This is a genomic window from Sphingobacterium yanglingense (genome assembly GCF_004363245.1).
GTDB lineage: Bacteria > Bacteroidota > Bacteroidia > Sphingobacteriales > Sphingobacteriaceae > Sphingobacterium > Sphingobacterium yanglingense.
On the sequence record NZ_SNYV01000013.1, the window covers coordinates 412,894 to 433,864 of the forward strand.

General features: G+C 39.6%; 17 protein-coding genes. 14 read left to right on the forward strand and 3 right to left on the reverse strand.

Translation table 11 applies throughout. The annotated features are described in order from the left end of the window. The first annotated feature begins 68 nt into the window (after window positions 1-68). From CLV99_RS10070 to CLV99_RS10105, 8 genes are all read left to right on the forward strand, one after another. Window positions 69-3,443: a SusC/RagA family TonB-linked outer membrane protein gene (locus tag CLV99_RS10070; RefSeq protein ID WP_133584375.1), complete on the forward strand. Its 3,375-nt coding sequence runs from the start codon at window positions 69-71 to the stop codon at window positions 3,441-3,443. An 8-nt stretch (window positions 3,444-3,451) separates the two neighbouring features. Then, complete coding sequence (locus tag CLV99_RS10075) at window positions 3,452-4,915, forward strand: RagB/SusD family nutrient uptake outer membrane protein (RefSeq protein ID WP_133584376.1); 1,464 nt, start codon at window positions 3,452-3,454, stop codon at window positions 4,913-4,915. Window positions 4,916-4,925: 10 nt separating this feature from the next. Continuing rightward, entirely contained in the window at window positions 4,926-5,669 is a 744-nt protein-coding gene (locus CLV99_RS10080; RefSeq protein WP_133584377.1) for a DUF4843 domain-containing protein, read from the forward strand. A 16-nt stretch (window positions 5,670-5,685) separates the two neighbouring features. Beyond that, on the forward strand, window positions 5,686-7,161 hold the full coding sequence (locus CLV99_RS10085; RefSeq protein ID WP_133584378.1) for a PKD-like family lipoprotein: 1,476 nt from the start codon (window positions 5,686-5,688) through the stop codon (window positions 7,159-7,161). A 42-nt stretch (window positions 7,162-7,203) separates the two neighbouring features. Next, window positions 7,204-8,286, forward strand: a complete 1,083-nt coding sequence (locus CLV99_RS10090) for a TlpA disulfide reductase family protein (protein ID WP_133584379.1) — start codon at window positions 7,204-7,206, stop codon at window positions 8,284-8,286. 12 nt (window positions 8,287-8,298) lie between these two features. Further along, a complete protein-coding gene (locus CLV99_RS10095) occupies window positions 8,299-9,546 on the forward strand; it encodes a thioredoxin family protein (protein ID WP_133584380.1) in 1,248 nt (415 codons plus the stop codon). 30 nt (window positions 9,547-9,576) lie between these two features. Beyond that, on the forward strand, window positions 9,577-10,689 hold the full coding sequence (locus CLV99_RS10100) for a TlpA family protein disulfide reductase (RefSeq protein ID WP_133584381.1): 1,113 nt from the start codon (window positions 9,577-9,579) through the stop codon (window positions 10,687-10,689). Between the two features lie 517 nt (window positions 10,690-11,206). Then, window positions 11,207-12,085: a hypothetical protein gene (locus CLV99_RS10105; RefSeq protein ID WP_133584382.1), complete on the forward strand. Its 879-nt coding sequence runs from the start codon at window positions 11,207-11,209 to the stop codon at window positions 12,083-12,085. A 508-nt stretch (window positions 12,086-12,593) separates the two neighbouring features. Here the strand turns inward: CLV99_RS10105 and CLV99_RS10110 are convergent. Together CLV99_RS10110 and CLV99_RS10115 are read right to left on the reverse strand one after the other, a co-directional pair. Then, window positions 12,594-12,887, reverse strand: coding sequence for an STAS-like domain-containing protein (locus tag CLV99_RS10110; RefSeq protein WP_133584383.1), 294 nt, complete (start codon window positions 12,885-12,887; stop codon window positions 12,594-12,596). A gap of 92 nt (window positions 12,888-12,979) precedes the next feature. Beyond that, window positions 12,980-13,369 (reverse strand): hypothetical protein, encoded by a 390-nt coding sequence (locus tag CLV99_RS10115; protein ID WP_133584384.1) that lies wholly within the window; start codon window positions 13,367-13,369, stop codon window positions 12,980-12,982. 142 nt (window positions 13,370-13,511) lie between these two features. On the opposite strand from CLV99_RS10115, the gene CLV99_RS10120 reads away from it, so the two are divergent. From CLV99_RS10120 to CLV99_RS10145, 6 genes are all read left to right on the forward strand, one after another. After that, window positions 13,512-13,751: a hypothetical protein gene (locus CLV99_RS10120; RefSeq protein WP_133584385.1), complete on the forward strand. Its 240-nt coding sequence runs from the start codon at window positions 13,512-13,514 to the stop codon at window positions 13,749-13,751. A 24-nt stretch (window positions 13,752-13,775) separates the two neighbouring features. Continuing rightward, entirely contained in the window at window positions 13,776-14,972 is a 1,197-nt protein-coding gene (locus CLV99_RS10125) for a GTP-binding protein (RefSeq protein WP_133584386.1), read from the forward strand. 32 nt (window positions 14,973-15,004) lie between these two features. Then, window positions 15,005-15,415, forward strand: coding sequence for a Fur family transcriptional regulator (locus CLV99_RS10130; protein ID WP_133584387.1), 411 nt, complete (start codon window positions 15,005-15,007; stop codon window positions 15,413-15,415). A 43-nt stretch (window positions 15,416-15,458) separates the two neighbouring features. Then, window positions 15,459-16,475 carry a CobW family GTP-binding protein gene (locus CLV99_RS10135; RefSeq protein ID WP_133584388.1) on the forward strand — a complete coding sequence of 339 codons (1,017 nt, stop codon included), beginning with the start codon at window positions 15,459-15,461 and terminating at the stop codon, window positions 16,473-16,475. A 2-nt stretch (window positions 16,476-16,477) separates the two neighbouring features. After that, window positions 16,478-17,176 carry a hypothetical protein gene (locus tag CLV99_RS10140; RefSeq protein WP_133584389.1) on the forward strand — a complete coding sequence of 233 codons (699 nt, stop codon included), beginning with the start codon at window positions 16,478-16,480 and terminating at the stop codon, window positions 17,174-17,176. 694 nt (window positions 17,177-17,870) lie between these two features. Then, the gene (locus CLV99_RS10145; protein ID WP_133584390.1) at window positions 17,871-18,800 is read left to right on the forward strand and encodes an RpnC/YadD family protein; all 930 of its coding nucleotides are present in this window, start codon (window positions 17,871-17,873) and stop codon (window positions 18,798-18,800) included. A gap of 182 nt (window positions 18,801-18,982) precedes the next feature. On the opposite strand, the gene CLV99_RS10150 is transcribed toward CLV99_RS10145, so the two are convergent. Beyond that, a complete protein-coding gene (locus tag CLV99_RS10150; protein ID WP_133584391.1) occupies window positions 18,983-20,722 on the reverse strand; it encodes a GNAT family N-acetyltransferase in 1,740 nt (579 codons plus the stop codon). Window positions 20,723-20,971: the final 249 nt, after the last annotated feature.

A 20,971-nucleotide genomic window follows, 5' to 3' on the forward strand; every position in this document is an offset into this window, starting at 1 on the left:
ATCAATGAACCGAATTTTGCTCCAATCTTTAAACGGGATAGAGCAGGATTTGAAAACCACTAAATTAGATGAATAAACAACTTACCAATGTAATAGGTGATCCACCTAGCCGCGCACATAAAATAAAGTCTCTTATGAGGTTTGTTTGGGTATTGTGCTCCGTCGTTGTGTTGCAGTCTGCAGCTTTCCCTACATTAGGGCAAACGATCAATATCAGTGAAAAAAACACGTCAATTTCTGCCATTTTTCGGCAGATCCGTCAGCAGAGCGGGTATGACTTTCTCTATAACAAAAATCTTATCAAAGACGTAAAAGTTACCGTCAAATTGAATAATGCCTCTATCAACCAGGCATTAGAAGCCTCCCTAAAGGGCCTAGGTCTGACCTATAAAATCAATGATAAAATCATCTTTTTGGAGCGGCATCAAGAATCTGCCGCCAAGCAAGATTCGATGATTTACGGTCTTGTTATTGACCAGGCAACTAATGTAAGAATGCCGGGCGTCACCATTACGAATGTAAGTACTAAAGTAAAAGCCCATACCGATGTCGATGGTGCTTTTGAAATACCTGGGGAAAAAGGAACCAGATTGTTAGTCAGTTATATTGGTTACGAAACTGCTGAAATACTGGTTCAAACGGCAGATTATCATATCACGGTAAATATGAAGGAAGCTGTCAATGTCATGGAAGATGTGGTAGTCAACGGAATTTTTACCCGTAAAAAGGAAAGTTTTACAGGGTCTGCGGCCACCTTTGGAAAAGAAGAGTTGCTTCGTGTCGGTAATCAGAACGTCATAAAGAGTTTGGCCAACTTGGATCCCTCGTTTAAGTTAGTGGACAACCTGCAGTTCGGTTCCGATCCAAATCGTCTGCCCGACATTCAGCTACGTGGTCAGTCTGGACTGCCTGATTTGAATAGCGAATTTCGTTCCAATCCAAATTTACCGCTCTTTATCGTGGATGGTTTTGAATCCACTTTACAGAAAGTGATCGATCTCGATATCTATCGTGTAGCTTCCGTTACGGTACTTAAGGATGCGGCTTCCAAGTCAATTTACGGTTCTAGGGCAGCTAATGGGGTTGTAGTAATTGAAACTGTTCGACCTGCCGCCGGAAAGTTGCAGATTTCTTTTAACAACAATATAAATGTTGAAGTCCCGGATCTCCGTAGTTATAATCTCGTGAATTCGATGCAAAAGCTTGATGTTGAGCTTGCTGCAGGGATCTATTCGGGCGCCGAACCTAGTGACCAGGTAAATCAATTGCGTCAATATAACAGGAACCTAGAGGCTGCCTTAAGCGGTGTCAATACAGACTGGCTGGCTCAACCCGTTAGAAACGGGGTAGGGTACCGTAATTCGATCAGAGCAGAAGGTGGTGATGCCGCATTTCGCTATGGTGTGGATCTCATGCACAATAAGATTACGGGTACCATGAAAGGATCAGATCGGAACACCTTAACTGGGGCCATAGATCTATCTTACAGGCTTAATAATATTAGCATAAACAACATTTTGACCATAACTTCAAATAAGGCCAATAATTCACCTTACGGATCATTTGAGAATTTTGCGCGTCTAAATCCCTACAATTCACCTTTTGATAGAACTGGAAAGCTTCAAAAGATCGCGAACTACAACGTTAAAAATGGAACCGAGACAGAAGGCGGGGTGCTACTACCCGACAATATACCCGTTTTCAACCCATTATGGAATGGTTACATCGGCGTATTAGATAATGATGCTTACACCGATATTATTAACAATTTCAATGTAGATTGGAGAATATCCTCAAATTTGCGGATAAATAGCAGATTTAGTGTGACTAAGCAAGTGACGGAACGCAATATATTCCTACCACCGGACCATACCAGTTTTGGCAATTTCACGGGAGAGGATGTACAACGTAAAGGAAGTTATACCAAAGGAAACGGATCGTCCATATTGATGAATGGTAATCTTAACCTGAGCTATCTGAAACAGATTGACAAACATTACATCACATTCAATTCCGGAGTAGACGCAAATACCCGTGAAAGCGAAAACCTGAGCTATATTATAGAAGGTTTTAAGGATAAAGATATTAATTTTCCATCCTACGGTCTTCAGTATCAAACCGGTTCGCGTTTAACAGGAATTGAAAGTATTCGTCGGGAAGCAGGGGCTTTTGCTTCTACGAATTATAGTTTTGATGATCGGTATTTAATGGACGCTTCGTTGCGATTTACGGGGAATTCGCAGTTTGGTACCAACAATAAATGGGGAACTTTCTGGTCTTTAGGCTTAGGCTGGAACATACACAAAGAAAAATTTATTGCCGAGCATAATATTTTCGATCAACTTAGATTGCGTGGGACTGTGGGTTATACGGGATCTCAGGATTTTGAATCCTATTTAGGTATGACTACATTTCAATATATCCAAGATCGTACCTACCTCAACGGAAACGGATCCTTTCTGGTTGGAATGGCCAATCCAAATCTACGCTGGCAGCGTAAAAAGGACAATAATGTGGGACTTGATATGACGACGTATGGTGGTAAATTGAATCTAACACTAGAATATTACCTTAGCTATACGGATGGATTGTTAACACAGGTCAGTTTGCCTCCGTCATCGGGTTTTCAGATGTACACGGCCAATTTGGGTGAAGTAAAAAATACAGGATGGGAGGGGCGAGCGACCTATTCCATCTTTAAAGATGTGGAATCAAGAAAATCTTTATCCGTCTATGGAACCTTCGCTCAGAATAAGAATACCCTGATTAAGATCTCAAATTCTTTAGGGGCATGGAATAAAGGACAGGACACCATCAAATCAAATCTACCTAAGCTTCGATTTATTGAAGGACAGTCCTTAAATTCAATTTGGGCCGTTCGTTCATTAGGCATCGACCCTTCAACAGGTCGTGAAATTTATCTGACCAAAGATGGTGATGAAACATTTGAGTGGAACGCCGACGATCAAGTTGCCGCAGGGGATTTAATGCCCAAACTTCAAGGTAATTTGGGTTTCGACTTGCAATTGAAGGGTTGGCAGTTTAATGTCGCTTTTGCTTATCGATGGGGTGGACAGATGTATAACCAGACACTTCTGGACAAAGTGGAAAATGCAAATATTTACAACAATGTGGATAGACGCGTCTTGAATGATCGTTGGCGCAAGCCAGGTGACCAAAGTTTTTTTAAAGACATTGCTAACCCAGAAGTAACGCGTCCGAGTACCCGGTTTGTGGAGGATTGGAGCGAACTTACTTTATCAACTATTAATGTTGCGTATGAATTGGAACGTTTGAATTTTATACAGAAAATTGGGCTTCGCCGTGCAAAACTTGGTTTTAACGCCAATAATCTGTTTGTCATTTCTACGGTTAGGCAGGAGCGTGGTACCGATTACCCTTTCGCTAGGACGTTGTCTTCTACTTTACAAATACTTTTCTAATTAATCCTATGGAAACTATAAAAAAATATAAATCATTTATTTGGCTTTCCGCGCTGGCTTTTACGGTGTGCATTTCTTCATGCAATAAATGGCTGGATGTGGATCCCGATTCGAGGGTCAAAGACGACAAGTTTTTTGCAGAAGAAGCGGGCTTTAAGAATCTATTGAATGGCGCATATATCACGATGGGTGATACCGAGGCCTACGGTCGGGAGCTTTCTTACGGATTGGTCGATGTATTGGCGCATACTTACACTTGGTTGCAGAATTCTGATGCCAGAAGACCCTATATAGATGCCATGGATGGCTTATATGCTAATGCACCGACCCAACAGTTAATACATAATGCTTGGTCTAAAAGCTATAATGTGATTGCTAATCTGAACATATTGATGGAGCGGCTTGAAAATGCAGATCGATCGATATTTCAACCGAAGAATTATGAAATTATAAAAGGAGAAGCCTATGGTCTGCGAGCTTTTCTGCATTTTGACTTACTCCGTCTTTTCTCCACAAGCTATTTAGCGGGAGGCGAGAATTTACCGGCTATTCCCTACAAAAAAATGTACGGAACATCCCTGACTCCCGTTTCTACAGCCAAGGAAGTGGTTAATGAAATTCTTTCAGATTTAAAAGTGGCCGAAGAATTATTAAAAGTTGATCCTATATTCACAGGCGAAGTAATAGCTACTACTACCGACGAAGGATACCTTAGCGAGCGCAAACTTAGATTTAACTACTATGCGGTCAAAGCATTGCAAGCGCGGGTTTATCAATGGATCGGAGACAGTGCGAATGCGCTCTCGGCAGCTAAGACGGTAATCGATGTGAGCTCAACCAAGTTTCCATGGGTGCTGAACTCCGCGCTAACCGGTGAAGAAATCGTCAAAGACCGGGTGTTTACTACGGAATTTGTATTTGGCCTCTATCAACCCAAAATGTTGGAAAATCAAACAGGCTATCTGACGGAATTGTCCGCTGTTACAGGTATAGGTTTGGTTATGAGCGCAGCTACTCGCGACCAGATCTATCCAGTCAGCGAATCAGCCGCCGACGTACGTGCAGTTTACCTTCTCCGGTTCGAAGGATCCAATACCTACCTAGGGCGATTGGAACAGCATGCGGATAGGGTAGAGCGATTTTCTAAGCGGATGCCGATTATCCGAATTCCCGAGATGTATTATATCGCAGCGGAAGCTGAAGCAATAAGTAATCCAGCAAAAGCTGTCGAATATCTGGCTACGGTACGGAGCATGCGTGGTGTAAGCGGTTCACTGTCTCCTGCTCTTACAAGCGAGCAGATTAATGCGGAAATACAAAAGGAAATGCGTAAAGAATATGCCTCCGAAGGCCATTTATTTTATTATTATAAGCGCCTGAATAAAACAGCCGTTCCTGGTCATGTAGGACCATATAATACAGCAAGATATAAACTTCCTTTACCTCCGGCAGAAATTGAGTTTGGAATTTAAAATTACAGATATGGAAAAGTATTATTTTATTGTAATTGCGTTGATCTTCTTTTTTTCTTGTAAAAAGAATGATCAAGCCCCCTTTTTCGACGCGAATACCTCCATCAGTATATCGGGAGATAAACAGCAAGGGACAAAGGCCGATTCCCTGGTATATTCTTTTGCCGTCCAACCGTCTTCCTTGCAGGAGACGAATATCAAAATTCATGTTCGTACCGTCGGGAATATAGTAGATAGCGATCGAGAGTTCAGTTTGGTGATTAATCCAACATTGACCACAGCTGAAGATGCAGAGTTTGAGTTTCCAAAAGTCTTCACCATGCCGGCAAATGCGAGTACGACGACGATTAATGTAAAAATTAAAAGAAGCGAACGCCTTAAAGCGACAAATGCAAAACTCGTTATTGATGTCGCCGAAAATAAGGAGTTTAAACCAGCACCAATATTTAAAAGTTTAACAGATCCCTATCAGACAAATCGCTTTTCAATAGTATGGACAGATGTGCTTACAAAGCCAGCCGAGTGGGACGATGGCGTATACTTTCTCTATATGTTTGGCGAATGGAGTAAAACCAAGCACCAACTTATCATCGACGCGACAGGTCGAGCCTCCTACACGGATTTAGTACCTTTTGAGGAAGAGTGGTATGCTATTCTTGCGAAGTCTTCAGCCTGGTTGGCCGAATACAATGCAGCACATCCAGACGACCCCTTGGTCGATGAGCATGGAGATATTGTCGAGTTCTACTTTTAAAAATTAGTAAGTCATTATGAAAAAACTGAAAATAGTAAATGCATTCGCGTTTCTCGCTTTTATATTATCGATTGCTGCCTGTAAAAAGGACCATGGTAACTACGATTATAAAGAGCTACCCCTTTTCCAAATAGACACTTCGGGGATGTCAGGCATTTTTGAAACCATTCAAAACCAGCCATTGACTATCTCGCCCAAAATTAGATTTGAAGGTAATGAGAGCCAGCTTCAGTATTTATGGCGTCTTTACGATGGAGGCGAAGTGCCCGTCATTGACACCTTGTCTAACGTACGGGATTTCGATGAGTCAATCCATAGAGAGCCAGGGAACTATACGTTAGAATTACGTGTGCAGCAAAAGGAGGATAAACGCATGCAGATTGCGACTTTCCGCGTCAGAGTTCAATCACCTGGTTCTTATCCTTCGGGCTGGCTGATTGCCTATAATGAGGGAAGCGTGGCCGATTTTGATTTAATTACCGCTCCTCAATTTCTGACAGCAGGGATCAAAGACACTGTTTACAAAGCATTATATGCGACGGCCAATGGTGCTATAATTCCTGGAAGCATTGTCCAGCTTCGTATTGCCAGGGATTTTTCTAATGGTTCTTTGCAAAGTATATTTTTAAGTACGAACGAAACCAGTGTACAAATGTCTCACAATACCTTTCTGCATACGAAGGGATTTAATAACATGTTTACTGATCTACCTAACATTACCAAGCCTCAATTTATAAATGACGCAGGTGATGCGATTGTAAATAACGGTGTGGTTTATTCTGGTCTACAAGGAATCTACTTAGCCAGATTACTTGCTCCTAATGCCGCACCGTATACTGCAGCCCCGATGTTGCACCAGTATCTGAATTATGCGACAGCATTTTATGATACGCAACAAAAACGTTTTCTGCAAATACCAGAGATGGGTTCGCTGGCTATGGATTTAAGTAGCGATGGGCTGTTTGATGTGAGCGACATTGGCATGGACCATCTTTTGTACACCCCAGGATTTCCGGTATCCACTTCCACTCGAGGTATGTGGAATGTTTTTAAAGACGATGCCGACCGTCGCTTTCTATTAGCGACCGATCTGAGTGCCGACACTGCCTTGGCAAAGATTAACATTACGGCTGCGCCAAATATCAAACAGGCCAAGTTCTTTCAGGCGGGTTATTTGAGCGCCTACTGTCTCTATGCCGACGATCACAAGATCTATCGCATCCAGCCTGATATGAGATCCGGAACGACCTCAATTAATACAGAATCAGGGTTTGCTGTGACTGGAGATGAAGTTATAGTATCCATGAAAATTTTTAGGGCCAATAGCAATGCGCTCAATCATAAAGGACTGTTCGTTGCGACCTGGAAAGAGACCGAACAAGAAGGGAAATTATATTTGCTTCCTTTGAATGAAGTAAGTGGCGAAATTGGTTTACAGCCCTTAAAAGTATGGACTGGTTTAGGAAAGATCAGGGATATGGGATTTAAGTAATGATATTTTAAAACGAATTAAATAATAAATAAACTAAATGCTATGAGAATATTAGGAATAATTATTTTGAGTGTCTTTGCGTTAGCAATGAATGCTCATGGACAAAAACAGTATACAATAAATGGGTATTTGCCCGGGTACAAGTATTCAAAAATATACTTGCGCAAGGCTCACGATGTAGACTCTACAATAGTTAAAAATGGTAGATTTGTATTTAGAGGGACGGTATCAGAACCTACTTCCTCTGCCTTTTCTGACCGAAAAGAGGAGGTCAGATCATTTATCCTGGAGGGCGGTACCTATACCATAACAGGTGATAGTAGTTTGAATACGGCTCAGATGACGGGTGCCGGTCCGACGGAGCTTCAACGTCTAGCTTTAGAACAATCAAAGGAGCCGATAAATCAGAAACTGAAATTATTAGAATCACAAATGATTCATCAACTGACGAAAAAAGATACTGCGGCCGCTATCAAGACAAGTGACGAAATGAGGTCGCTATTCAGTGATTTGGACAAAATTGACATGGATTTCATTGTTAATCATCCGAAAAGTTTTCTTAGCTTTTTCATGATTTGGATCATGTCGCAGGTTGATGACCCTGCTAAGGCCCATCTACTGTATGATAAACTGGATCCATCAGTAAAGAATTCCGCTGTTGGTAAACGTGGCAAAGCTGCTTTTGATAAGCAAAGAGCGGTAGCTGTGGGAAGTCAGGCGCTTGATTTTACAGAAAGTGATATAAACGGTAAGCCGTTTACACTTTCGAGTCTTCAAGGCAAGTATGTTTTCTTGGATTTCTGGGCAAGTTGGTGTGGGCCTTGCAGAGCAGAACACCCAGCACTCAAACAGGCCTATGAAAATTTTAAAGATGAAGCTTTCACCATTGTAAGTGTTTCGTTGGATAGAGATAAGGATTTGTGGTTGAATGCTATTAAAAATGATGGACTTCCAACGTGGCACCATGTGTCTGATCTTAAGGGGTTTAACAGCGTATCGGCAGAGTTGTATAGTATTTCTGCCATTCCATTTAATATATTGATAGATCCTGAGGGTATTATAATTGCAAAAAATCTTCGTGGTGAAGACCTTGAGAATTCTTTAAATCAAATATTTAGAAAGTAGATAACTCGGGATATGAACAAAATAAGCTTTCTATTGGTTACTATACTGATCCCATTTTTCTTAGTTGCACAAAATACAGGAATTCAGTTTACGAACGCTTCTTCTTGGAAGGAAGTGCTCGATCTGGCGCGTGCAGAGGGAAAATACATATTTGTGGATTGTCACACCACCTGGTGCGCGCCTTGTAAAGCGATGTCGAGCGAGATATTTCCTATGCAGGAAGTTGGTGATTTCTTTAATAAGCGATTTATCTCGGTTTATCTTCAGATGGACACTTCCAAAAAAGATAATGATTTTGTGAAAGGATGGTATTCGGATGCATCAATGATTAAAAATAACTATACGGTCAAGAACTATCCTACTTTTCTATATTTCAGTCCAGATGGTGCGCTTGTTCATCGTACCGTAGGATCACTGACTGCGGATCGTCTGATCGATGAGGGAAATGCGGCTATGAATCCCGAAAGACAATATATGACGCTAATGAAAAAGGTGGAGAGGGAAGATGTTTCTCCGCGTGAATTACGTAATGGAGCCAAAGCAGCACAGGCTGCATATGAAAAAGATAAGGCGGCTAAACTCGCACTTCGGAGTATGGAAGCCGGTACCATTAATGATTTTTTGTCTAAAGAAGGGTTTGAATTTTTAAGTTTTTACACAGTTAATAGTCAAACTACTACCGATGTGGGCTTTAGAATGATCTTGGAAAATAGTGATTTGATCGATAGTACTATTGGTAAAAATGCCTCTGCACAGGTAATTACAGAAATGTTGGGTAAGGAGGTAAGAGGTGAAATAGACGAAGCAAAGGATCCTAATTGGGATAAAATTCTTGATTTTTTACAATCAAAGTACCCACGATATGCCGAGCGAACTCTATTTGCTGAAAAGACAAGATATTTTTCCCAGAACTTACTTTGGAACGAATTTGTAATGACGATTGAGGAACGGTTAAAAAGCGATCCGCTATCAATTGACAGCGAAAGCTTGTCAAATTTCGTATTGCTAATTGCTACAGGGGATAAGGTTGATGAGCAGGGGCATATGGCAGGATTAAAATGGAGTAAACAAGTATTGGCTATTGATGAACAAACAGCAGAAAGGCTGTTTTTCCATGCGGTACTTTTTTATAAGCTCGGCAAACAGCAGGAAGCGGTTGCATGGCAACAAAAGGCAGTCGATGAAGCTTCGGATGAAGATCAGCCTTGGTTTCAGGAGGTATTGAAAAAAATGTCTGGGGGGCAAGAGTTAGGCTTTTAAAAAATTAATGTAAATCAAATTTAAATATATATGAAACGTATTCTATTAATATTAATACTCGTTTGTCCATTATTTATGTTTGGACAGGATAAAAAATCTAAACTATTTGTTATCAACGGGGATTTTAAGAATTTGACTGAGAATCCAAGCAAAATTACTGTCATTGGAACTATTGGAGGCAAGGAGTTACAACGTGCCGAATTTCCCGTTGAGGACGGGAAGTTTGAAATAGCAATTGATCATCCCAATTTTGATAATTTAATTCTCTGGTTTGAGGACGTTGAATTTGAGGGGGCGACCAGAGAACCACTTCATGTATATGGCAAGAATGGCGATACTTTTACCATTAAAGGTGATGTCAAAAATGTCTCCGCCGCACATATAGAGGGAGGAAGTACGATCAGCAATGAACAAACTAAGCTCGCTATGTTATATGTAAGGGATGTCAGGTCAGAGAAAATGAACGATTATGAGTTTATCAAAAAATATCCCAATAGCATTCATGGTGCGGACGAAGTATATCTTCGAAGCCTCTGGATGTCTGCCGAGACCGTTGGATCCATTTACAATCCGCTTACCGATGTGGTGAAAAATTCGCCTCAAGGTAAGTTACTTGCTAAACGCTATGGGGTTCTGCAAAGCATTGCAAATGGAGCAATAGCACCGGATTTTGATGGGGATAAATATTTAGATGGATCTAAAGCAAGCCTCAAGGATCTTCGCGGAAAGCACGTTCTACTGGAGTTTTGGGGAAGCTGGTGTGGAGTGTGTCGCGAAGAACATCCACTTTTTAAAAAAATTTATGAAAAGTACAAGGATAAAGGATTTGAAATTGTTAGTGTATCGCAAGAAAATGGCGACGACATAGAAGTACTTCGAAAAAGTTGGAAGAAGGCTATAGACATGGACAGTATAGGGATGTGGAAACATGCCCTGGACAATGAAACCTCAACCGGTAAAATGAAGATGACCGAAAAATACGGAATATTAGCTTTCCCTACACTCGTTCTGATTGGACCTGATGGTAAGATTATTGACCGATTTCTTCCAGCCACACACAATGTAACGAAGGAAGAACTTGGCGTGCGCGATACGGAAGAATTAGAACGTAGAATAGAATCCGTAATGTCAGGAGGAGTGTAGAAATCCAATACGGATATACTACTCGTTCTGATTTGCTGTGTTAGCCGCTTTTTTAGAGAATTTACTATCTTAGATTTGTTTAAACAGGTTGAAGAAGACTAAAATAGAAGGCGTTTTTGTAATATTTTTTCCTCTTGATAGTGTAATTATGGTTAAACCCTTATTCGAAAGGTTTGAAAATTGGGTTATCCAATATCTTTCAAGATCCTAAATGGTCAATTCGCTGAAGTTTCAATGAGCTAATAATAACTAATTGAGACTTCAGTGAATTCTTATGTTTTCTCGTTAAGGAAATAATACCTTCAATTTGAAAAACTGATACCTTGGGGATCATTCTTGCTTCTTTTCCGAATAATTTGCGGAGATATACGCTAATCAATTGATTTGTCGATTTTTTTGACTAAAAATCGGCAAGATCAAACTTCTTTTTCTTGAATGTCGTGTTACTTCTTGTCTTTTTATCAGCTGGTTAAGATATTTGTTATGTAGCTATTTCATAACCCTTAGATAAATTGCAATGCGTTTCAAAGCACAGACTTCCAAATATCATGACCGATTTTTAGTTTCTTACTTGCATGATATTACTTTCAATACCCCTATTTTTGCCATCAACTACAATTATAATGGGCGTGAAGGAGTACTGTATGTCAAACAGGAAAATGCCGGTATTACTGGTCAGGTCAACGATCGAATAGCACTTTATTGGCTTAAAAGATTTAAAACAACAATTTCTGCCAACTGCCTGCCACAATATTTCCAAGGCGATGAGTTTATGAAGTGTTCCTTAGATGCACTTTTAGATCGGCTCTCTAGGGATAATGAAATTAACGCATTAGATAGCTTCCTTCTGAAAGACCGTCTGCGTCAGTATTCCGAGTCAGAGTGGGAAGACATAATGGAAGAGGTGCATTGCAGCATGACCTTTCAGGAAGCATATCATCAACTTCTTTTTCAAGGTATCCAGGTCGATGCCTTTGTCAGTAGCCGGGTCAATGACGGTATGCTTGCCGCTGCTAAGAAATATTTCGGCGCTAAGTCGCAAAATATTAAGCTGGGCTATATAACGAATGAATTAGTCTCCTCTTTTGTAAATATCGCAGCCGACCTTTATCAGGAGATTGGCAACTGTGAGATCACCAAGATTATTTCTTTTTTCAGGACGCAGTTAGGCCTCAACATAGGTCCTGTTTCGGCCTCTAATATTTTGGGTTCGATTAAAATGCAAACCACACAGTTACAAGGATCGGTATTCCTCACGACATTGGTAGATAGGCAGGATGACGCCTGGATTAGCCAGTTGGTGGGCGACAGGTGTGATACGTATCACATGCCGGATTTAGTATTTGCAGGTTATAGTGTTATTCCTGCCACCGAGAGTGCGGTTTCACTTCTTTGATAGGAGTTTAGCTTCAATATATAGTATAAAGCGTCTTCAGCAAATAACCTTAGACGCTTTAAATTAAACAAAATAAACCCCGAATTGAATAATCTGTTCGAAATATAAAGTAAATAAAGTTGGCCACTTTTGAATAAAAATGACCAACTAAAAAATTACAGACTTTATATTCTGACACAAATGTAAGTAGCCTATCCTAGATCGCAGCCAGATATTTATACTTCCGAATATTTTGTTAAATCTATTTGTTTTCGGAATGAATTCCGACTTGTCCAATTGTTTTTTGTCTTTTTTTCGAAAATTAGTTTGTTTCTCATATTAGGGGCTTTTAAGGTGGATTTGTTTTGCTACACCTATTATCAATGATGTCGAGTTTTTAATAGCCATGCAGGATTAAGTTGTAGATATGGATAGAGGTGTAAAGCAAGCGAGTGCCGTAAAAGCCAGCCCACCGGAAGAGCTACGATAATAAAAACGCCTCAATTTGTATAAAGTGAGGCGTTTTCTATTAATGAGCAGTTAGCTCCTTATAACTGTCAAAATATGATTTCAGCAATCTTTTCTGATCGGTTGATACATTTTTGAATTTTAGTTTTTTAGTCACACTCGTGAATCCGTGTTTTTCAATTAATTCACCAAAAGACGAATTGAAGAAAGAAGAAGAAATAGCCAAAGACCCTATTAGATCGATCTGAATTATTTCATTTACATGGATGGATTTTTCCAAAATAGAATATAATTGAAATCCAGCTACATTAGTACTTGTATTATCTACAAGATTGTTGATTTGTAATGTTTTCATGATTATATTTTTATTAGTGTTATTCGAAATTTTGGTAATTTAAAAATTTATTTTGTATTCATGATGTATGATTGCTGTAAAAAATATGTCAGTTAACAATATTCAAAGTCACTGATTTTCAGTTTTTCTAGATTGTCAATCATTATTTCTATTTCAATAGCTGTGCCAAAGAAGCATTTAATATCTCTCATCTTAAAGCTGACACCTGGGTTATTTATTATCCATTTGTCATATGTTACCATCCTGAATTCACCTTCATGAAAATTTGTTTCATCCAATAGGTTATTTAATCCCAGTCCCCGGTTTCTTGGGGGTGACTGTGTTGTGTTTTTCAGCGTAAAAGCCCAGGCTATAGCGTCTTCACTCGCCCAAATCTCTTCACCTTTAGACAACAAGTAGTTATTTACACAGTTAGTCAACCCGATACCTGTATCACAAATTGCCAATCTAATTGAGTTTTTGTTTTTTAATGTATTGAGCATGAGCCACTACACCGGTTTTAGACTTAGCATGGTCAAGGCAGTTATTTAATACTTCATCTAACAATATGTAAGATATATTAAATGTATATAAATAAAGTTATTGTTGCAACAATGTTGCTTTTGATGTAAAATGTTTTTATTTTTGAATAAAGAAATATATATGGAAGCGATACCTAAGAGTTTTGAAGAATGGAAGAACTGTATTGAAGAAAAATGCGGAATTCCACTGACGTTGGAGTTTGCAGAAAAGCGGTTCTCTATTTACACGAATGATCACCTGCCGGAAACACAGCGTTTTGTAAAGCTGTATGGTGCTGGACATCTTTCGAACATCAAAGAGTGGCTATCGATCGTCATTCAGGAAAAGCGATATCAAAAGTAGATAACAAAATAATAAGCAGAGATCATGAAGAAGAAATTACCGGTAACCGTACTCAGTGGCTTTTTGGGAGCAGGAAAGACCACGTTGTTAAACCATGTTCTCCATAATAAGGAAAATCTACGGGTAGCCGTAATCGTCAATGATATGAGCGAAGTCAATATAGATGCACAGACCGTAGAGCGCGAACAGGTACTCTCACGTACGGAAGAGAAATTGGTCGAGATGAGTAATGGCTGCATCTGCTGCACACTGCGTGAAGATTTGATGGTTGAAGTGGAGCGACTGGCTAAAGAAGATAGGTTCGACTACCTATTGATCGAAAGTACCGGCATCTCCGAACCCATTCCTGTAGCACAAACATTTAGTTATGTGGATGAAAATAATGGTATAGACCTGTCGTCCTTTAGTTACATTGATACGATGGTGACAGTGGTCGACTGCTACAATTTTTTCAATGACTTTGGCAGTGCGGAGACCTTAGTGGATAGGGAGTTGACAGATGATAGTCTGGACAGTAGAACCATTGTCAATCTACTCACCGATCAGATCGAATTTGCCAATGTGATCATTCTCAATAAATCCGATCTGGTGTCAGAGGAAACATTGGGCATTCTGGAAGCAGCCATCCGCAAACTGAATCCTGGCGCCAAAACTATCCGGACCCAATTTGGTAAAGTTCGCCCCAAAGATATTATCGGGACGGGCGCATTCGACTTTGATCAAGCCTCCTCTTCAGCGGGATGGATCAAAGAGCTGGAAACAGAACATACACCAGAGACCGAAGAATATGGTATTTCATCCTTTGTGTTTCGCTCGCAGAGGCCATTCCATCCGCAAAGATGGCGTAAATATCTACATGAAAATTACCCTCATAACGTTATTCGCGCTAAGGGACTATTCTGGCTAGCTTCCCGTCCTGACGCCGCTATCAGTTTCAGTCAGGCTGGCGGCAGTGTTCGCTTGGAGAATGCCGGATCATGGTGGAGCAGTATGCCCGAAGACATGCGCTATCAATATCCAGGTTATGCAGACATACGTAGTGACCTGCTAAAGCGATGGCATCCAGAGTGGGAAGATCGGAAGAACGAACTGGTTTTCATCGGTCAGGATCTGGACAAAGAAAAGTATATGTCAGAACTGGAGGCCTGCCTACTGACAGAAGATGAAGCCGATGACTGGCGTTTTACGTGGTGGAAAGATGAATTTCCGAAAAACCTTTAAAGCTTAGTTATCGATTTGTGAAAACTAGGACTATGGAAAGATCGAGTGAAATATTGAAAGAAAATTACATAAGACCTACAAGGTTGCGGGTACAGGTACTGAACATCTTGATTTCTTCAGAGCAGTCGTTCTCATCCACAGAGATGCGGCATTATTTTGAGGAAGTCCAGGATAGGGTCACCATCTATCGAATATTGAATCTACTTTATGAGGCTGGCATACTCGAAAGAACCGTGGATACCGATGGCGCGATAAGGTATTTTTACTGTGCTAAAAATACGACCTTAAGTCCCTCTTTTCGATGTCTCAGTTGTGGAATGATAGCCCAGCTCAGTCCGCTGCCTGATTTTTATCAGTATGAATTGGGTAAATACCAGGTCGATAGAGCGGTTCTTCTTTTTTCTGGAATCTGTGAAGATTGTAAAAATAAGGAGTTAACCTAGATTAGGTTTTATTGCAGTAGCTATAGTTAAAAACTTGAATAATATGCAGGAACAGGCAATACGTCCAGTAACGGTTCTTATAGGATTTCTGGGGGCAGGCAAGACAACTTATCTGAATGCGCTTAGGGTTGCTAACCCTGACAAACGGTATGCTATCATTGAGAATGAAATAGGACAGGTTAACGTAGACGGTCAGATCCTTCACCAGGATCAGGATCTACTGATAGAACTGCAGGACGGCTGTTTATGCTGCACGCTCAATAGTGATCTTTATGCCGCTCTTGATCAATTGAACCAAAGGGCTTCAGATTTTGATGAATTGGTTGTTGAATGTACCGGCTTGGCCTTGCCTGCTACGATCATAGAACCCTTTACAGTCCATCCTGTCTTTAAGAGAATTTTCCCATTAAAGAGAACAGTTTGTCTGGTGGATGCCGAATTGATAGAAGATCAATTACAGGAAAGGGACGAGGTCCTGAGACAGATCACGGCAGCAGATGTCATTTTGATCAACAAGACGGAGTATGTACATCCTGACTATGTGCTGTCCTTAAAAAAAAACTTGGCAAAACTTAACCCATTGGCTTCAGTTTTCCTAGAACGGGCAAAAGGTGTATTTCCTTTTGACGAAATTGAAAAAGTCAGATATATCGCCCAGAAGTCTTTTTTTTTCTTAGTAAATAGAGCAACTGGTCAGGCTGAAAGTGTGCCCTTGATTTCAGATACAGTAGGTAAGGTACATAAAGATATCACTGTCAAAACCTATGTTTTTGACCAAGAGTTTAATTTTATACACCTCTACTTTTTCTTAAGCAGACTTGTAGCCAGTCATCAAGATAAAATATATCGGATGAAAGGAATTGCTTTTAAGAGCGAAGAAAGAAGAAAAATATTTGTTCAGTCCGTTGGATCTCGAATCGATGTAGATTATGGAGGAGTTTGGGAAGAAAACGAAACCCGTCAAAACACCTTTGTATTTATCGGAAAGGATATAGATGGACTGAGGGTGGACGAGTACCTTAATGAACTGTTAATAATTAGTATAGACAAAGTCAGTTAGAAATGAAAATACAGATAAAATTTATTTTTCCACTACTCTTGATGGTTTTAAACAGCTGCAGTCCTCAGAAACAAGATATTGTATGGAAGTGGAATAAGGACAATGAGAAAATGCACTTCTTTGTCGGTCAACAAATACCATTGCGAGTAGACATTAACAGTAAAGATAGACCTGATTCCGTCTGGATACAGATCAAACAAGTCGATGGAGGCAATTGGTCATATTTAAAGCCTGTGCCGTCTCATCTATTATTGTCGCATAGTCCTTACAGTGTTGAAACCAATATAGAGGTCCCAGACACAGCTAATACGGGCAAATACAAAGTCGGACTTTTTGCAAAACTACCGGATGGATCCATCATTCAGGATATAGTGGATATAGATCTAAGTATAGATACATCTTTTCCATGGATATCAGACCTAGATATTGGGCTCAATGCCAGACAGGACGATCTCCATCTTGCCGCTGATCTTTCTGCTGCTAAGAAAATCAATAAAGTGCATGTTTATATTGAAGGGGCAGGCTGGAAGGGCAGCTATGATTTTCAAGGCAGTAGTCTGAAAGATCGGATAACCGCACATTTTCACGAACATGTAGATATTAAAGAAGCCCCTGCTGGTGATTACTCCCTACAGTTGGTTTTAACTGATGGTTTGGGAAGAGTTACCAAACAAAAAGGAAGCTTTAAAAAAACGAAATAGAAAATACACAGTAATCAGAAATTACGGTATGGGCACCAAAAAAAATCTTCACAAGAATAAAACTGTAAAAAGCTACAATACGATCGCTGCCGGTACTTTTCAAATTCATCTTTAGGGACACTTAAATGAACACGTTTCTTATAAGTACGAGGAGTGATTTTAAACGTTAAAAACCGCAAGGAATAAAACGTCGTATATTCTTAGCTTCAATATATAGTATAAAGCGTCTTTGGCGGATAGCCTTAGACGCTTTAAATTAAACAAAAATAACCCCGAATTGAATAAACTGTTCGAAACATAAAGTAAATAAAGTTGGCCAGTTTTGAATAAAAATGACCAACTAAAAAAATTACAGACTTTATATTCTGACACAAATGTAAGTAGCCTATCCAAGATCGCAATCAGAAAATTATACTTCCGAATATTTTGTTAAATCTATTTGTTTTCTGAAGAAATTCCGATCTGTCCAATCGTTTTTTGTTTATTTTTCGAAAATTAGTTTGTTTCCCGTATTAGGGCGCTTTTAAGGGGGATTTATTTAGATTCTCTCTTTTCATGGTTTAGTTTTTTCTTTCGGTAAATTCTCTTCCATCATTTAAATTGCTGTTTGCCATCTTTGATTTTTTTTGCTAATTATTTTAGTTTTAATGATTTTGCATTTGTATCTTTATGTGATTAACCAATAGAGAGAATTATGAATACAGGACAACGATTAAAACCTGCTAAGAAGAACGATGAACTTCTGAAAGCGATCTTCGAGGATAATTTTCCTGATTTTTTACGTTTTATGTATGCAGAAGCAGAGGATATCTTCGATCTGGATCGAGGATTGACTTTTATGGACAAAGAGCTGTTGGAGATTATTCCGGACCGCGATCGTAAGAAAGGCAAGCGTATCGCTGATCTTTTAGTGAAGGTATTCTTGAAGGACGGTAGAGAGAAATGGATTTTGGTCCATACCGAGATCGAGGGCGGTAGCGACGACCGGTTCTCGCACCGTATATTTGAGTACCACTACCGTATACTGGATCGTTATCGCGTTCCTGTAGAGACTATTGTTGTTTTTACTGGTAGTCGTAGCCAGCGGCGGTCCGACGAATACCGGTACAAAGTATTCCGCACTTCGTTCGAGTTTCGCTACTTAAGCTATCAGATATTTGATCATCAGGAGTCCGAGCTCCTTGCGATGGACAATATATTTGCGTATATTGTATTGGCATGTCAGAAAGCTTTGGATGAAAACAAGCTGCCTGAAGAGGAACTGGCCGAAGAGCGTAGTACAATAGCTCGAGCGCTTATCGAGACCAATAAATATAGTAAAGACCGTATAATGAGCTTTTTAGTTTTTTTAAAGAGTTTTCTTTTTATACGAGATAAGGATTTAAATAGTAACTTTGACAAATACATTTATCAAGTGACAGGAGGCACAATTCAAATGGGTGTAATAGAGACCATCAAAAGACAGGAAAGAGAAAAGGTTCAGCTTGAAGAACGAGCGAAAGCTGAGGCTGAGAAATTAGCTGAGAAACGTGAAATAGCTCTAGAATTCAAAAAAATGGGGCTACCTCTAGCCGATATCGCCAAAGGTACCGGGCTTACCGTTGAAGAGATCGAAAAGCTTTAGCTAGAATACATCGATATAATAACATATTAAGATAGCCATCCGGTACGACTGGGTGGCTATTGCTGTTTTATCAGCTCCCTTTACGGCGATGCGAGTGCTTGCTTATGTGTTGTATTATAGTGGTATACAGTGTTATATTTATATATTCATAAAAGGCTCCGCGCTAGCGGTTTATAATTGGTTTAAAAAAAGGTAGCCCTTGCGTCCCGCGAGGGCTGCTTAATTTGATACAATACCCATTTGCAATCATCTTCCATGTAGTCTTTGACGAATTCCATGCCTAACTTGTCGAACACGTGGATAGAAGCGGTATTCTCTACGCGAGCCCTGCCTAAGATCTGTTTCATGCCTATTCTGGCGAATCCATCCGCCATGATCGCTTTAGCGCTTTCTGTAGCGTAGCCTTTTCCCCAATGCCTTTTATAGAAGCGGTAGCCGATGTCATACTCATCCTCCTCCGGATGATATTTCAATCCGCACCATCCTAAGATTTCCCCCGTCGATTTTAATACCACAATCATGCGGCCTACACCGTATTCTTCATATTGAGTGTAATTTTCCAAAAAGCACTCGGTAGCTGTCATATCGACAAACTGTATATCGCCTGTATACTGCAACACTTCTGGGTCGTCATTCAATTCATACATAGCTGCACCGTCTTCTTTTCTGAACGGACGAAGCATTAATCGTTCTGTTTTAAGCTCGAGCCTAGATAGTACAATCGTTTTTATACACTCTTCTCGTATCTTCCACAACTCATCGAGCGAGTAGGAGATTTTATTCTCTTCAATCCAATTGTCCACAAAATCCTTGTGGTACTTGACCTTAAAGTCGGTAATCTGATCGGGTTGGATTTCGAGCTCTTGAATTATGTCAAGTTCAAATTTGGTTTCATTAATGCCAATACCAGTACAGTCTAAAATATAATTATAAGCCCGAAGGTAATTATGAGCTTCCGGGATGTATTTGAGCTTATATTTTTTAAGAGTGTCTTTTATGGCTGGTGTATTCTTAGCATTCATAGCGAATATACCAAGCATCAATTGAAGTTCTTCATTGCCATTTTCATCAGCTAGACGTTTCAATAATACATGTTTTGTACTGCAGGTGCCACATTGTTCCTCAAAAAGACATAGTACATTATCTTTATCAATATTACGCCTATAATCTAGTTTGGAAACCCATTCTGCTGCTTTTCTAAAGGAGGGGAAACCCTTATCAATTGCTACTTTAGAAATAGGACCTGATGATTCCGAGATTTCAAAGTCCACAGGTTTAAAGAATAATCTTCTTGAAAATAAGTTAGTACGGCTGTTATTTAGAATAGGATTTCCTGACTTCCTATTCGTATAATAATCGAGGGCTCGAATCATGTAGCGAGGATGAAAGTTTCGCCCGAAATTTTCCTCTTCCCGACATACATCGAATATTTCTAGTGCAGTTTTTGTATTATTGAAAAAGCCTTCACGATATAGGGTGAAAATAAAATCCCGCAAAGTCTGTTCGTCTTCTAATTCAAGACTAGTAGGTAATTCAACATGTTTTTCCTCTTCTTGAATTGAATATTTTCGATGGGAATCTGATATCCCTAAAATTTCCATATCTATTTCAAGTAATAACTTTCTCTTTAATCCTATAGATTTTTTTACTACTACCGAATAGTTGTTATTGTGAGCAATTGTCGGAAAAAGATTCTCTAACTCGTCCTCAAATATTAATAAAACATAGTTTGTATCCTCGGTTGAAAACCAAGACTTTTCTAATAAGCTTTCTATATCTCGTATAAAAAAATCGTGTTTTCCAATGAGGAACGAACACTCATATGCAGAATAGCCAATTTTCTTTCGATATTTTCGAAACATAAGGGCTTTATCCACAGAATAGACGGGAAGGGATATTTGAAATACTTTTAGCTTAGTCATAACTTCTAACCAAAGTTAGTTAAAGAATTAGATAATTAGTTTGTCAACTAACTCTTCCTTTAAGGCTGATTTGGGGTAGAAATCTTTTAAAGTATAATTTCTGTTTGATTTTTTTGAGTAATAGTCAGCAATTTTATTCAGCTGTTCATCGTTATAGGTTTCTTTATGGTACTGACTCTCTATCGGTCCCAATATATTATTGTCCGTTAAATTATTGATGGCTTTTGACACTTCCCGCTGACTAATGTT